The sequence below is a fragment of the Rhodococcus sp. NPDC019647 genome (assembly GCF_044389235.1).
In the GTDB taxonomy this organism is placed as follows: domain Bacteria; phylum Actinomycetota; class Actinomycetes; order Mycobacteriales; family Mycobacteriaceae; genus Rhodococcus_F; species Rhodococcus_F oxybenzonivorans.
Window position 1 is genome coordinate 1 of record NZ_JBIRXS010000035.1, and the last position, 14,462, is coordinate 14,462.

Genomic DNA, 14,462 nt, shown 5'->3' on the forward strand with positions numbered 1-14,462 from the left:
GACCTGGCCGAAGAGGAAGTCGTAGACGCTGAGGTTCGGAATCTCGACGTCCGGAAACGGGCTCTTGAAGCTCACTGGGGCCTCTCCCTCGAAATGTTGCAGCAGCAGTTGTCGACACAAGTTTCTGTGAAAGTCAGAAACATGTACCTATCCTGTGATGACAGTCACAGGCTGCAGCAACTCTACCCGCGCGTAATTCGGTGCCGCGGGCGGTTGTCGAGACCTCATTCCTCCGTGTCGTCGATCAGATGCTCGAACGGTTTGAGGTTGGCGAGCGACTCCCCACGGGAGACCCGCCAGTCCCATTCCCGCTTGATCGAGCTGGCGAATCCCAACTCCAGGAGGGTGTTGAAATCGCCGTCCGCTGCCTCGAGGACCTGCCCGAGCACGCGGTCCAGTTCGTCCTCGTTCACGGCATGGCCGGCAAGCTGCCCGACCAGATAGATGTCGCCGATCTTGTCCAGCGTGTACGCCACCGAGTACAGCCGCCGATTGCGGCGCAACAGAAACTTGTACACGCCCTCGAAGTTCTCGTCGGGTTTGCGGCACACGAACGCCTCCACCCGAACACCGTGCGTGCCGACGGTCAGCAGGGTAGTGGTCTTCAACTTGCGCTCACCCGGCAACTCGACGATGAAATGCGTCGAGTCCTTCCTGGTGAACTCCATCTCACGCTCGGTAAGGGCAGACTCGATGACTTCGGCAAGATCGCTCATGCGCGCACTCCCCCGACCCGGCGCAGTTTCCACAATCCGCGTCCGCGGCGCGGGGAGAACTCGCTCGGCCCGATTCCGTAGTTGTAGTTGACTGTCGCTTTCCGGTAACTCTCGAGAAGCCCGTCCGCGGTGTGCTCCCACGAAAAATTCTCGGCATGCCGCGGTGCCGCGGCGGCCAGGGCAGCCAGCCGCCGGGGATCGGACACCAGCGAGTGCAACGCCGTCGCCCAGTCCCCCGTGCGGTGCCCGTCCACGAGAAGTCCGGTCTCGCCGTTGCGTACCGCGACACCGAGGCCGCCCACGTTCGCGGCGATCACCGGGGTGCCGCAGGCCTGCGCCTCGATGGCGACCAGACCGAATGATTCCGAATAACTAGGTACCGCAACGAGATCGGATGCGCGGTACACGTCGGCGAGTCGGTCGGGTGCCTGCGGAGGAAGGAAGGTGACGTGGGCCGCGATACCCAGAGAGGAGGCGAGTTCGATCAGTGCGTGGGGTCGGGCCAGCCCGGTACCGGACGGACCACCGACGACGAGGACCCGCAGGCTCGACTCGGGATCGCGGGCGATGAGTTCCGCGGCGGCACTCAGCAGCACGTCGGGGGCCTTGAGTGGCTGGATGCGGCCGACGAAGGTCACCACGGTCTCGCGGGGGTCGATGCCGAGCGCGCGCCGGGCCGCACCCTTGTCGCCGGGCCGGTACCGCGTCAGGTCGGCACCGGGGGCCACGACGTCGATGCGGCTCGGGTCGGCGCCGTAATGCCGGACCAGTTGCTCGGACTCTTCGGAAGTATTAGCGACGAGACGGTCCGATTCGGCAACGACCTGCTGTTCGCCGATCTGGCGAGCGGCAGGCTCGGGGGTGTCGCCCTCGGCGAGCGACGCGTTCTTCACCGCGGCAAGCGTGTGCGCGGTATGTACGAGCGGCACGCCCCACCGGTCGCGGGCGAGCCAGCCGACCTGACCGGACAGCCAGTAATGCGAGTGCACGACGTCGTAGTAGCCCGGTTCGTGGCGCGCCTCCTCGCGGAGCACACCCGCAACGAACGCGCAGAGCTGCGTGGGCAGGTCCTGCTTGTCCAGTCCCTCGAACGGGCCGGCCACCACGTTGCGGACCAGCACGCCGGGTGCCGCCTCCTGCACCGCCTGATCAGCGGACGACGTGGCCCTGGTGAAAATCTCCACCTCGACCCCGCGCCGGGCCATCTGCATGGCGGTCTGCAGGACGTACACGTTCATTCCGCCCGCGTCGCCGGTACCCGGCTGCGCCAACGGTGAGGTGTGGACCGAAAGCACGGCCACCCTGCGGGGGCGCGCACCCCGGCCGAGCCCGCCGAGGTCGTTGTACATGGGCGTCACGGGCTCCATACTGCCCCCTCGCTCGGCGGGGCTTCTAATCGAGGTTGCCGACGAACTCGCCGATCTCTTTGACGAACCGGGCCGGATCCTCGACGAACGGTCCGTGGTCGCAGCCGTCCCAGAACGACGCTTGCGCGTTCGGCACGAGGTCGGCGGCGTGCCTGCCTGCCGCGACGTCCACGACGGAGTCCTCGGTGCCGTGGATCACCAGAACAGGAACGTCGAGCCGCCGCAGCAGGTCGTCGTGACTCGCAGCGCGGTCGAAGAGGGCCGCACGTACCCGTGGCGGGGTGCTGAGGCTCGCACCGAACAGCGCCTGAGACTGCGCACCCTTTCCTTCGGGCGGGCCGGTGAGGGCGGTCCCGAACGCGCCGAGCGCGCGAATGGCGACGCGCGGCTCTTCCGACATCGCACCGGGAACCGCTTCCCGCATCGCGGGGCCGACTTTGCCGCCCTTCTCACCCCGGCCGATGCTGGTGATCGCACCGACGAGCACCACCCCGTCGACCGCGGCGCTCCCGTGCGTGGCGAGATAATCGCAGATGACGAGCCCACCGTACGACCATCCGAGGAGGACGGCCCCGGATGTGACGTCTTCGGCGGCGAGGACCGCGCGCACGTCCCCGGCCCAGACCGCGGAGTCGTCGTAGCCGGTGGTGGGCACGCCCGAATACCCGTGCCCGCGCAGATCGGGAGCGATCACCCGGTACCGGGCCGCCAGTTCGTCCAGCACCTCGGCGCCCCAGCACTTCGAGGACTGCGCCCAGCCGTGCAGCAGGAGGAGGGGGCGCGCGTCCTCGGCGCCGGTGACCGAGTAGACGAGCGGCGTTCCGTCGACGCCGAAGGTTTCACGAATAGCCATGCGGCCACCCTAGGGGGCCGCCGCCCTGCCGGGCGCGTGCAAGTATTGCCCTCATGAGTGTCCTGGTGTGTTTCCACGCCCATCCCGACGACGAAGTGTTCACGACGGGCGGTGTGATGCGGCAGGCCGCGGACGCCGGTCATCGCGTGGTCGTCGTCACGGCCACGGACGGGGCGCTCGGCGAGGTTCCCGACGGGATCCTCAGCGAAGGCGAATCGCTCGCCGAACGGCGCAGGCGCGAGCTCGAGCACTCGACCACCCTCCTCGGCGCCGCGCGGGTCGTGATGCTCCACTACGCGGACTCGGGGATGGCCGGGACGCCGGAGAACGACAACCCGGCTGCGTTCTGCAACGCCGACGTCGAGGAGGCGGCCGCCCGGCTGGCCGCCGTACTCGTCGAGGAAGCCGCCGACGTCGTCACCATCTACGACCCCAACGGCGGGTACGGGCACCCCGACCACGTCCAGGTGCACCACGTGGGTGTCCGCGCCGCGGAGATGGCCGGTGTGCCGCACGTGTACGAGGCTGCCGTGAGCCGCGACCACATCCGGGGTCTGCTGGCAGCCAACCCTCAATGGTCCGAGGACGCGCAGCCGCCGGATCTCGACAGCTTCGGCCTACCCGAGTCGGAGATCACCACGGTCGTCGATGTCAGTGGGGTTCTCGAGGTCAAGCGGGCGGCGATGCATGCGCACGCCACCCAAATCGGCGATTTCGGGCCCTTCCTCGCCATGCCGGACGAGCAGCTTCGTGCGGTGTTCGGCCAGGAGTGGTTCCGCCGCCGCGGGGCGCCGGACGGTCTCGCGGAATCGTCGCTCCCGCTCTGAGGAACTCGAGGCCCGTGAACTGCCTGCGGGAACCGGACTCCGCGCCTAGCATCCATGGGTATGGGACCCGCTGATCTCCTCACCAACGTCAGGTGGTCCTGCGACCGGCGCGCTGATCCGATATCTTCGTTGCTGCGCGCCTACCGCGCCACGGGAGCCGACCTGCCGTTCGGCAACCTCCTCGCAGCGCACGGCGTCGCAATGGAGGGTTACTTCTGGCGGTTCACCCAGCCGGCCACTGGCCAGGTGGTCGTCGCGCTGGCCGGCATCAACCGAGCTAAGGACGGCCAGTGGTCGACGCTCGGCCTGGCCGCCCATCCCAGCCGGTTCCTGCGCACCGACGCCTACCCGGAGGGACACGCGGAGTCCGCTGGGCTGGGAGCGTTCGCAGGCAAGGCGTTCCGCGGCACCGCCGACCGCGTGCAGGTAGATCTCGGACCGGATGCGCGGCTCGACGTCCGGGTGACCGATCGGGTCGGGTGGCCGCATCGCCGCTTCGGCGGATCCAGCGTCTTCCAGAGTGTTCCGGCGCTCAACCAGTACTGGCATCCGTGGTTGCTCGGCGGCAGAGCCGAGGGCACGGCGGTGCTGGGCGACGCCGAAATCGATCTCGGCGGCGCACAGGTGTACGCCGAGAAGAACTGGGGCAAGGGCGGTTTCCCTGACTCCTGGTGGTGGGGGCAGGCTCAGGGATTCGCCGACCGCCAGGCGTGCGTGGCGTTCGCGGGCGGGGAGATCTCCGCAGGTCCGCTGCGGACCGAGGTGACCGCCGTGGTCGTCGCCCTGCCCGACGGGACCGTGTTTCGCCTCGGCAACCCCGTCACCTCCCCGGTACGAGCGCACGTGACCGAGGATCGCTGGTCAGTGCGGGGGCGAAACCGCACCTGGAGCGTCGAGATCGAGGGCACTTCCCCGCTGGGCTCCGCACACGTGCTGCCGGTCCCACTGCCCGAGGAACGTCGCAACATCGCGGGCGCCCTCGAACATCTCGCCGGGTCGATGAGCGTCACGGTCCGTCGCCGTGGTCGTCTCGTGTGGGCAGACGAATCTCCTCTGGCAGCGCTCGAACACGGGGGCATCGAGCGCGCCCGCGAGGAACTGCGGCGACGGGGAGCCGCGCCGGACGCCACGTCGGCGCCACCCCTCAGCTGACCGCTGTCCGACGGCCCCATTGCCGACGGAAAGGTCAGCTACGCAGCCCAGTACGCGCGCGGCTGACCGATCCATCCGCACCTACTGGAGAGACACACGCCGCATCGCACCGACCGGGTCCGAGTACAGAGCGCTCAATGACACCACCGTCGACGCATACTCCTGCACCCGGTTTCCGAAGCCCGTGATGCGAATATCCTTGCGCTCCAACGACGACGCTCGAGCGAACGCCTCGGCCACGTGCGGAATTCCGGCCGGATACTCGGTGAAGGCCTGACCACCGAGTATCACCCGATCCGGATTGAACAGGTCCCGCAGCATGGCCACCGTCTTGCCCAGCACCTGGGCGCGCTCGACCAGAAGATCGTGCGCCGCAACCGATCCGGACGCCGCCACCTTGTACAGCGCACTCATCGACGGCAGCCGTGCCGACTCCGGCAGGATGCCCGCCGACACTGCGGCGCCGAGAATTGCACGATCGCTGATCGTCGCTTCGAGGCATCCGCTCGAGCCGCAGGAGCACTGCGCCGAGGAACCGGTGGGGAGGTGCGCGATGGAACCCGGCCCACTCGACGGCGTGTGCACCCGGCCGTCGATGGTGATGGCAATTCCCGCGGTTTCGCGCGCGTAGAAGTACAGCCCCGTTTCACCCTGCGCCACGAAATCCTCACTGTCCGGGCTCAGTAACAGTTCCGAGGCGGCCATCGCTTCGACGTGGGCGGCGACGGACACCGGCAATCCGAGCCCGGCGGCGATGATGGCTCCGACCTGCGCCGACTTCCACCCCAACCGGGGATGATCGACCACACCTGTCTGTGCATCGACGCGTCCACCGAGAGCGACGCCCGCCCACAGCGGACGGCGCCGGTGCCAGCGGGACGCGAAAGCCCGTGCGCTGCGGGCGATACCGGTCAGGGCCTCGGCGGACGGACCGCGCGGCGTCGGAACTTCCACAGCCCCGAGCACCTTCCCGCGCAGATCGCTCGCGAGGATGCTGGTCACCACGGCGCCGATGTGGATTCCCACGGTGAGGTACGGCTCGTGGTTCACCTCGAACGGGACGCGGGGACGACCGATCGCACCGGAGGGCGTAAGATCGCCGCGCTCGCGGAGCAACCCGAGATCGAGAAGCGTCGATACCTGACGATTGACGGTCGCAATACTGAGGCCGGTCGCCTTGGCGGCCACATCCCGCGACAGGGGGCCGCGAGCACGGGCCACACGCAGGACACCGGCGGCGGGACCGTCACTGATCCGCAGTTCGGGAGGAACGATGGTCAGGCGCGGACGAGACAGGGGGCGCTGGAGCCGGGGAGAGGCGCTCAGGTTCGAACTGGAAAGAGTGGGGGTAGACACGAAGTAGTCCTTGCGTACGGAGGCGGTGCGCACCTTCGTCCGAACACGGCGTCGTCCCTGCGGGGACGCGGACGGCTGATCAGGAGAAGACTGCGCGGGTCAGCTGGAGACGCTGAAACAGCGACAACACAGTTCCCGCGCCAACGGCAGCCGCGATCCCAGCGCGGAAGTCACATAGGTGACCCGCAGAGCGGTCGGCTGGCCGGAGGACATGCCAAGAAAAATAGCATCTTCGGTCGCTTTCACCAATCTCTGCCGATTCGGCGGTCCCCGCGACTCTTGCGATCAGAGTGACGCCAAACCTTCCAGCGGTGCCGCGCCGATGGTTCGGTTGCAGGACTGCACATCGCTCCCGATACCCGAAAGGCCCATCATGTCTATCGATTTCGCGCCCGATCAGGTTGCCGACTCCCCTGCCGTTCCGGGTGCCACCGGCGTCGTACAACTGGGCGAACACATCGGAGCCCGGATCGACGGTGTTCGGCTCGGCGGCGACCTCGACCCCGCCACGGTGTCGTTGATCCACCGGGCGCTGCTCACCCACAAAGTGATCTTCTTCCGCGGACAGCAGCACCTGACGGACGATTCCCAGTACGAGTTCGCGCAGCTGCTCGGCTCCCCCACCACGGCGCACCCCACTGTCACCTCCCGGGGAACCACGGTGCTGCCCATCGACTCCGACTACGGCAAGGCCAACAGCTGGCACACGGACGTGACCTTCGTCGACCGCATCCCGAAAGCGTCGATTCTGCGTGCCGTGCAACTTCCGACCTACGGCGGCTCCACCACCTGGGCGTCCGGGGTCGCGGCATACAACGCGCTACCGGAGCCTCTCAAGATTCTCGCCGAGAACCTGTGGGCCACCCACACCAACGTCTACGACTACGCCGCGACGAGCGCGGAGCGGGCGCAGAACGAGAAGACGCAGGAGTACCGCGCCGAGTTCCAGTCCACCTACTTCGAGACGGTGCACCCGGTGGTGCGGGTGCACCCGGAGACCGGCGAACGCACCCTGCTGCTCGGCCATTTCGTGAAGAATCTCGTCGGCCTGAGCTCTGCGCAATCGCAGGCGCTGTTCCGGATTCTGCAGGATCACGCCATCTCCCTCGAGTACACGACCCGGTGGAACTGGCAGCCGGGCGACGTCGCCATCTGGGACAACCGCGCAACGCAGCACTACGCCGTCGCCGACTACGGGGATCAGTACCGCCGGCTCAATCGCATCACCCTGGCCGGGGACGTGCCCGTCGACATCCACGGCGAACGCAGCCGCAGCATCGCAGGCGACGCGAGCAGCTACTCGGTCATCGACGAGCCCGCGCCCGTTCGCGGGTAAGGCCCCCGCCCTACCATGGCCGCATGATCATCTCACCCGACACCCGCGTCGCCGTTGTCACCGGAGCGAGCTCCGGAATCGGCGAAGCCACCGCCCGCACACTGGCTGACCAGGGGTTTCATGTGGTCATCGGAGCGAGGCGGGTGGATCGACTGGAAAAGATCGCCGGGGACATCGGGGGTACGGCGCTCGAGCTCGACGTCACCGACGACGACTCGGTGGACGCCTTCACGGCAGTCCTGCCCCGGGTGGATGTGCTGGTGAACAACGCGGGTGGGGCCAAGGGGCTGGCGCCGGTCCTCGACGCCGACCTCGACGACTGGCGCTGGATGTGGGAGACGAACGTCCTGGGAACCCTGCGGGTGACCAGGGCGCTCCTGCCCAAACTCGTCGACTCGGGCAACGGGCTGATCGTCACCATCACGTCGGTGGCGGCGCTCGAGGCTTACGACAACGGCGCCGGTTACACCACGGCCAAACACGCACAGGCCGTGCTGCATCGGACGCTGCGTGGAGAGTTGCTGGGCAAGCCCGTTCGCCTCACCGAGGTGGCGCCGGGCGCTGTGGAGACGGAGTTCTCGCTGGTGCGGTTCGAGGGCGACAAGGAGCGCGCCGACAAGGTGTACCAGGGGATCACTCCCCTGGTAGCCGCCGACGTTGCCGACATCATCGGGTTCGTGGCGTCGCGCCCCTCGCACGTCAACATCGACCAGATCGTCGTCAAGCCCCGAGATCAGGCCTCCTCGGGACGTTTCCACCGCACGACGTGACCTGAGACGTCAGAGACCGACAAGCTTCACTGCGGCTCGTCACCGGTCCCGTCCGTCGGCGCGGCGATCCTGATATTCGAGCAGTAGGACCACGGCCCACACCGCGGCAACGATCGACGCCACCGATCCCAACAGCATCCATCCCGCCACCGCAGGCCCCCTACCGTTCGACCTGTCCCGAAAATCGGGACTCGTTCAGGTAGACGCAGCGGGGGCCGGTTCGGTTCCCCTACGCGAGCGCGGACATGGACTGCCAGGTCGGCCAATCGATGCCCCAGTCGTAGATGTCACCGTCGGCTGCCGACAATTCGATGGAGGTGCCGGTGACCTCCACAGGATCGCCGTACATGGCCGTGCCGAAATACTGTTGGGCGTCGCCCAGCGACAGATTGATGCAGCCGTTGGTGACGTTCGACGACCCCTGCACACCGAGCGTCTCGGGATTCGCGTGGATGAATTCGCCGTTGTTCGAGATGCGCACCGCCCACCGCTCGCGGACGTTCTCGTAGAACGGCGGGTTGGACATGAGGAAGTCCTCGTGCTTCTCCGTCACCATGTGGATGCCGCTTCGCGTGACGTTGCGCGGTTCGTTGCCCTCGCCGTAGCTGACCGGGATGTCCATGATGGTCTGGCCGTCCCGCACCACCTGCATACGGTGGCTGGGCGCGTTGGCGATCACGATCTGGCTGCGGCCGATGGTGAAGTCGAGCGACAGATCCTCCGCTCCGTAGGCTCCGTCACCGAAGTCGAGCCCGTACAGCCTGGCGTCCAGATTCACGGTGGTGCCCGGTGCCCAGTAGTTCTGCGGTCGCCAGTGCGCGCGCGACCCGTTGTCGTCCGGCAGCCAGGCCCACGACCCCGGAGTGGGCGGCGTCGTCGTCACCGTCATCGCCTTCTCCACCGCGGCCTTGTCTTCGACGGTGTCGTGAAACTGCACGATGATGGGCGCGGCGATACCGACCTCTTGACCGTCACCGATGTTCAGGTTGGCCGAGATCGTCTGCTCGGGTTGCACGGTGGTGAAGCTGCCGTCCACGGTGACCGTCTTGCCGTCGGTACCGACTGCAGTGCCCTGCCACGTGTAAGTGGATCCGTAGCCGAGAGCCTCACCGACAGTGAACGTGGTTCGGTCGGGCGACACGACGCCCTGTACGGCACGGCCCTCCGCATTGACGAGAGCGATATCGGTGAAAGTGCCCTCGGCGGCGGTGGCCGAGACCGGCGACACCGGGTTCACGTCCTGCGAACCGGACTCCGGATTCTGGGTGACCTGAACCACCGGTTCGGGCGGGGCGACGGGCGTCCCGGACTGCGAGCCCACCGTGCAACCGGCGAGCAAGGCGCCGAGAGCGATCAGCGCCGCCGCGACACACGCGACCCGCTTCCGGCTTGTCCGAGAACCCAGTTCATGCACGACTGACACGTTACCTGCGCTACGGACCGACCTTTCAGATCGCGCAGCCCACCGTGACGGGTTCCGGTTCGAGGCGGACACCGAACGCCGACTGGACACCGTCCCGCACGTCCCGCGCAAGGGCCAGGAGATCCTCGGTCTTCGCCGCGCCGCGATTGGTGAGTGCCAGGGTGTGCTTGGTGGACAAGCGCGCTGCGGCGCCTTCGGCGGGATACCCCTTCGAGAACCCGGCCCGCTCGATCAGCCAACCGGCGGAGAGCTTGGTGCCCGTGGCGGCCGGATACTGCGGCACCGAGACGTCACCGAGTCGAGCTTCGACGGCAGCGAGAACGGCGGCCAGTTCGCTGTCGGGTACGACGGGATTGGTGAAGAAGGACCCGGCACTCCAGGTGTCGTAATCGTCGGGGTCGAGCACCATGCCTTTGCTTCTGCGCAGGTCGAGGACGGCGTTGCGGACCTCGACCGACGGTCGCCGGTCCCCTTCCTCCGCCTCCAGGGCAGAGAACAGTTCCCGGTAGCGCAACGGCTCGCTCAAACCGTCCCGGTGCACTGTCAGTTCCACCGCGAGCACGAGGGCGGCGTCGGTGTGTTTCAGGACGCTCGTGCGGTACCCGAGTCCCAGCGCGTCGGGCTGCGCCCATCGGACCTCGCCGGTGCGGCGGTCGAGGAGCCGCACGCGCCGCAACATGCTGCCGATCTCGACGCCGTACGCCCCGACGTTCTGCACCGGAGTGGCACCTGTCGAGCCGGGGATCCCGGACAGACATTCGAGCCCGCCGAGTTCGGCGGCGACGGTCTGCGCCACGACCTGATCCCACTCGGCACCGGCCTCGGCAGTGACGAATCCCTCGTCGAATTCCACGGTGGTGTTCGACACACGGACCACCACACCGTCGAAACCGTCGTCACCGACCACCAGATTGGAGCCGCCCGCGAGAATCAGCGTCGGTATGCCACTGGCGTCGAGCAGGCGGACCACATCGACCAGCACCTCGGTGGTCGGGCACTCGGCCACGATGCGCGCCGGCCCGCCCACCCGCAGAGTGGTCATTTCCGAGAAGTCGAGATTCTCGGACACGAAGGCGCCGGAATCGACGAGTTGACTGACAATGCTCACATCCCACACATCCGCAAACGGTAGCCTGCGGACCGTGAGCCGCCGCATCGAGCATTCCTCGACCTACTCCTTCCCCGTCGAACAGGTCCACGCCGGCCTGACCACCGAGCAGTACTGGCGCGACCGGATCGCCGAGGTCGGCGGGCCGGGAGCCACGCTCGACGAGGTCACGACCGGGCCCGGGACCATCTCGGTGTCCATGACGCAGTCGATTCCCGCCGACCATCTGCCGAGCATCGTCGCGAAGGTCCGATCGGGGGACCTCGTGATCACGCGCACCGAAACGTGGAACGCGCTCGACGGCGGTCGCGCGTCCGGCACCTTCACAGCTCGGGTCACCGGCGCACCGGCTGAGATCTCGGGTTCGCAAACCCTCACCAGCGAGGGCTCCGGCACGAAAGTCCAGGTCACCGGCAAGGCCGAGGTCAAAATCCCGTTGATCGGCGGCAAGATCGAAGGCGCCATCGGAGACGAGGTGCTGCGCCTGATCGACAAGGAGCAGGAGTTCACGCAGCGGTGGCTCGGCGCCTGACACCCGCCGAGCGGCGTCTCGACGGTCCCCGACCTGGGGCGGGCGTCGATTGTGTTCGGTCACAGTCCGGTAACCTTGACGATCATGGCTCGCCGCATCGACTACTCAGCCCGTTACAAGTACACCCCGAAAGAGGTGTACGGCGCGTTCACCAACCGCGACTACTGGGACGCGCGCATCGAGGAGATGCGGAAGTACTCCGAGAACCACATCGAGCACTTCGAGGTCAGCGACGACGGAATCGACATCGTCCTTCACCACATCCTGCCGCGCTCCGAACTCCCGGAGATCGCGCAGACCGTGATGAAGAAAGACATGGTCATCACCCGTAAGGAGTCGTACACCCCGTTCGGTGACCCGACCACCGGAACGTACGAGGCATCGATCCCCGCCGGACCCGGCAGCCTGACGGGCACCATGAAACTGTTCGCCACCGACACCGGATGCACGTTCCGCACGTCGTCCGAGGCAAAGGTGTACCTGCCGTTCATCGGCGGGAAGCTCGAGCAGTTGATGCTCGTCAATCTCATCGACCTCTTCCGCGCCGAGGCCGAGATCACCGAGAACTGGTTGTCACAGCAGTAGCTTCCACAGCACACAGCTCCCATGACTTCAGCGACGCTGAGGCGGCCCGGTGGTGCCCAGGCCGGCCTCACCCCCCGGGGTGTCATCACTCGGGGCACTACCGGCATCAACCGTCTGCGGCGCAGCGATCGCTGGCTTGTGAACGACGCGTTGGTGCGCCGCACGCTCGGGGACAGCGCCGACCCACTCGTCGTCGACCTCGGCTACGGCAATCGCCCGCACACCACCTTCGAACTCGCCGACCGACTCCTCTCGGTACGGCGTGATCGACGGGTGGTGGGTCTCGAGATCGATCCCGAACGGGTGGTCGAGGGCGGCAACGGAGTGAGTTTCGCGCGGGGCGGTTTCGAATTGTCCGGCCTGCGTCCGATCTTCGTCCGCGCATTCAATGTGCTGCGGCAGTATCCGGAGGAGTCGGTCGGGCCGGCCTGGGCGCTCATGCAGTCCGGCCTTGCGCCGGGCGGGCTGATTCTCGAGGGCACGTGTGACGAACTCGGCCGACGCTGCGCCTGGGTGTTGCTCGACGCCACCCGCCCCCTGTCGCTGACGCTGGCCTGGGATCCTTTCGACGTCGAGACTCCATCGGACATCGCCGAACGCCTGCCGAAGGCGCTGATCCACCGCAACGTTCCCGGCGAACCGATCCACGCGCTGCTCGCCGCCGTCGACCGGGCCTGGGCCATCGCCGCACCGCACGGCTCGTTCGGTCCCCGGGTGCGGTGGCGAGCGTCCCTTCAGCTGCTACGTGCGCAGGGTGTCCCGGTGCAACCGCAGCGCAGGCGTATTCGCGACAACGTGCTCACCGTTCCGTGGGACCTGGTGGCGCCGGCGCAGTCGCCGAGGTAATCCCGCACTCCCCCACAGAGCCGTCCCGTCACGTTCCTCGCCGAAAGACGTTGCACGTCGGGGTTGTTCGGCGGAGCCTTCGTCAGGTGCAGGTGGCCAGCGCATGCTCGACGCGCTGAGCGACCTGCGCGGGCAGCGACCCACACTCGCCGTGCAGGGTCCGCACATCCAGGCGACCGATCGCGACCCCGTCGGAGACCACCTCGTCGAGTAGTTCCTGTGAGATGCCGCTGGCGGCGAGGTCGAGCGCGGTACACGTCGGTGTGGTGATCCGCAGTGGTCCCACCTGCTCGCAGTCCTCCGCGCGAAGCGAACGGCGGTGCAGCGCCAGTTGCTGCGTGGGCGAGGGTGGCGACAGCACGGTGGAGAGGTGGATGAACCGTGGGTACAGGTGCCCGAGACCGTGCAGTTCGGCCGCGCTCTGGTGCGAGACGGCCGCGGCGGCACCGAACCACGTGCACCACTTCGCGAACTCGTCGAGGTCGGAGTGGGGACTGTCGTTCAGTCGGAACAGGTCTCGCTCGATCTTGTCCCAAGATCCTGCGCTGACGTGCTCACCGATCTCATCGGCCGTGAAGCCGAGGCGCAGTACTTGCGCCGTGGTGAAATATCCGGCTTGCGCCGTAGCGAGACGTGTCAGTTCTTCACCGACACCGTCACGCCCGGGGCCGCCGGGACGTGGAGCCAACCATCCGGACATTCCCTCACATTACGGTCTCTTGTGTCGTGAATCACACTTTCTCGCGAACTTCGCGTGCGCCCCGCGGCGGTATTCACAGAAATTGTTCAGAGTTGTCGGGAAGAATCCGTGCAATGGCAGCCCGAACGAACTCCGCATCCCGAAGTAACCGTGTGCTCGTCATCTCGCTGATCGTCATCGCCGCGCTCGTCGCCGTGCTGGTCGGCGGTGAACTCTATGTCCGCCACAGCGTGAAGAGCTGCATGGCAGATCAGTTCGAGAGCCAGCTCGGGTCCAAGGTGGACGTGGGCCTGAGCTGGAAACCCGTGTTGCTGCAATCGCTGGACAAGAACGTCCCTTACATCACCATCGACAGCGACGACACGAAGTTCGGTCCCGCAGTGGGAATGCAGGTCAACGCCCAGATCAACGACATCCGCATCGAGGACACCCCCGAGAGCAGCGGCACCATCGGCAGCTCGGACGCCCACATTCACTGGTCGACCGAGGGAATTCTGGCGACGCTGCAGCAGCAGGCGTTCGGCTCCCTCGTCAGCGCCGTCAAGGCGGATGCGGACGCCGGGACCCTGACCTTTTCGGTCGGTCCTGCCGGACTCGCCGAGCTGACCGTCCGGCCCGAGGCCGGCGGTGGAACGGTTCAGGTGAAGACGGTGAACGCCGAGATCCTGGGGTTCGGTCTTCCCACCGACCTGGTCGACGGAATCGTGCAGACCCTCACCTCGAGCCTGCAGACGTACCCGCTCGGAATGCAGCCGACCTCGCTGGAGGTCACCGACGACGCCATCGAGATCACCCTCGAGGGCGGCGCGTACACGATGCCGGCAGCCGGTACCCAGCAGCAGCAGGAACAGCAGCAGAGCAGCTGCGGACTGCTCGTCTGATCGAGCGGAC

Annotated in this window: 15 protein-coding genes; 8 read left to right on the forward strand and 7 right to left on the reverse strand. The window is 67.1% G+C overall.

Annotated features, from left to right (window positions below; all coding sequences use genetic code 11):
* Positions 1 to 224: 224 nt before the first annotated feature.
* The 3 genes from ACH49N_RS34160 to ACH49N_RS34170 are packed head-to-tail and all read right to left on the reverse strand — an operon-like array spanning position 225 to position 2,936.
* Positions 225 to 716, reverse strand: coding sequence for a YbjN domain-containing protein (locus ACH49N_RS34160; protein WP_109327811.1), 492 nt, complete (start codon positions 714 to 716; stop codon positions 225 to 227).
* On the reverse strand, positions 713 to 2,083 hold the full coding sequence (gene mshA, locus ACH49N_RS34165; RefSeq protein ID WP_397504961.1) for a D-inositol-3-phosphate glycosyltransferase: 1,371 nt from the start codon (positions 2,081 to 2,083) through the stop codon (positions 713 to 715). Before mshA ends, ACH49N_RS34160 begins: the two co-directional genes overlap by 4 nt.
* A gap of 25 nt (positions 2,084 to 2,108) precedes the next feature.
* Positions 2,109 to 2,936 carry an alpha/beta hydrolase gene (locus tag ACH49N_RS34170; protein WP_358277234.1) on the reverse strand — a complete coding sequence of 276 codons (828 nt, stop codon included), beginning with the start codon at positions 2,934 to 2,936 and terminating at the stop codon, positions 2,109 to 2,111.
* A 53-nt stretch (positions 2,937 to 2,989) separates the two neighbouring features.
* Here ACH49N_RS34170 and ACH49N_RS34175 point away from each other — a divergent pair, with 53 nt between their 5' ends.
* Both ACH49N_RS34175 and ACH49N_RS34180 read left to right on the forward strand, forming a co-directional pair.
* On the forward strand, positions 2,990 to 3,763 hold the full coding sequence (locus ACH49N_RS34175; protein ID WP_208962371.1) for a PIG-L family deacetylase: 774 nt from the start codon (positions 2,990 to 2,992) through the stop codon (positions 3,761 to 3,763).
* A gap of 120 nt (positions 3,764 to 3,883) precedes the next feature.
* The gene (locus ACH49N_RS34180; protein WP_358277243.1) at positions 3,884 to 4,915 is read left to right on the forward strand and encodes a tocopherol cyclase family protein; all 1,032 of its coding nucleotides are present in this window, start codon (positions 3,884 to 3,886) and stop codon (positions 4,913 to 4,915) included.
* A gap of 81 nt (positions 4,916 to 4,996) precedes the next feature.
* Here ACH49N_RS34180 and ACH49N_RS34185 read toward each other — a convergent pair whose 3' ends face one another.
* Positions 4,997 to 6,271, reverse strand: a complete 1,275-nt coding sequence (locus ACH49N_RS34185) for an ROK family protein (protein ID WP_358277232.1) — start codon at positions 6,269 to 6,271, stop codon at positions 4,997 to 4,999.
* Between the two features lie 373 nt (positions 6,272 to 6,644).
* Here ACH49N_RS34185 and ACH49N_RS34190 point away from each other — a divergent pair, with 373 nt between their 5' ends.
* Both ACH49N_RS34190 and ACH49N_RS34195 read left to right on the forward strand, forming a co-directional pair.
* On the forward strand, positions 6,645 to 7,607 hold the full coding sequence (locus ACH49N_RS34190; RefSeq protein ID WP_358277230.1) for a TauD/TfdA family dioxygenase: 963 nt from the start codon (positions 6,645 to 6,647) through the stop codon (positions 7,605 to 7,607).
* 23 nt (positions 7,608 to 7,630) lie between these two features.
* Positions 7,631 to 8,377, forward strand: a complete 747-nt coding sequence (locus tag ACH49N_RS34195) for an SDR family oxidoreductase (RefSeq protein ID WP_358277228.1) — start codon at positions 7,631 to 7,633, stop codon at positions 8,375 to 8,377.
* A 229-nt stretch (positions 8,378 to 8,606) separates the two neighbouring features.
* Here the strand turns inward: ACH49N_RS34195 and ACH49N_RS34200 are convergent, their stop codons facing one another.
* Positions 8,607 to 9,791 carry an Ig-like domain-containing protein gene (locus tag ACH49N_RS34200; RefSeq protein WP_358277226.1) on the reverse strand — a complete coding sequence of 395 codons (1,185 nt, stop codon included), beginning with the start codon at positions 9,789 to 9,791 and terminating at the stop codon, positions 8,607 to 8,609.
* 34 nt (positions 9,792 to 9,825) lie between these two features.
* Positions 9,826 to 10,917, reverse strand: a complete 1,092-nt coding sequence (locus ACH49N_RS34205) for a UDP-N-acetylmuramate dehydrogenase (RefSeq protein ID WP_397504977.1) — start codon at positions 10,915 to 10,917, stop codon at positions 9,826 to 9,828.
* Positions 10,918 to 10,942: 25 nt separating this feature from the next.
* Here ACH49N_RS34205 and ACH49N_RS34210 point away from each other — a divergent pair, with 25 nt between their 5' ends.
* From ACH49N_RS34210 to ACH49N_RS34220, 3 genes are all read left to right on the forward strand, one after another.
* Positions 10,943 to 11,440 carry a DUF2505 domain-containing protein gene (locus tag ACH49N_RS34210; RefSeq protein WP_201453525.1) on the forward strand — a complete coding sequence of 166 codons (498 nt, stop codon included), beginning with the start codon at positions 10,943 to 10,945 and terminating at the stop codon, positions 11,438 to 11,440.
* A gap of 84 nt (positions 11,441 to 11,524) precedes the next feature.
* The gene (locus ACH49N_RS34215; RefSeq protein ID WP_109327795.1) at positions 11,525 to 12,025 is read left to right on the forward strand and encodes a DUF2505 domain-containing protein; all 501 of its coding nucleotides are present in this window, start codon (positions 11,525 to 11,527) and stop codon (positions 12,023 to 12,025) included.
* 21 nt (positions 12,026 to 12,046) lie between these two features.
* Positions 12,047 to 12,871, forward strand: coding sequence for a class I SAM-dependent methyltransferase (locus tag ACH49N_RS34220; RefSeq protein ID WP_358277224.1), 825 nt, complete (start codon positions 12,047 to 12,049; stop codon positions 12,869 to 12,871).
* 82 nt (positions 12,872 to 12,953) lie between these two features.
* Here ACH49N_RS34220 and ACH49N_RS34225 read toward each other — a convergent pair whose 3' ends face one another.
* On the reverse strand, positions 12,954 to 13,571 hold the full coding sequence (locus tag ACH49N_RS34225; protein WP_159920236.1) for a type IV toxin-antitoxin system AbiEi family antitoxin domain-containing protein: 618 nt from the start codon (positions 13,569 to 13,571) through the stop codon (positions 12,954 to 12,956).
* A gap of 113 nt (positions 13,572 to 13,684) precedes the next feature.
* Between ACH49N_RS34225 and ACH49N_RS34230 the strand changes: the two genes are divergently transcribed.
* Positions 13,685 to 14,452, forward strand: coding sequence for a DUF2993 domain-containing protein (locus tag ACH49N_RS34230; protein WP_109327789.1), 768 nt, complete (start codon positions 13,685 to 13,687; stop codon positions 14,450 to 14,452).
* Positions 14,453 to 14,462 lie beyond the last annotated feature (10 nt).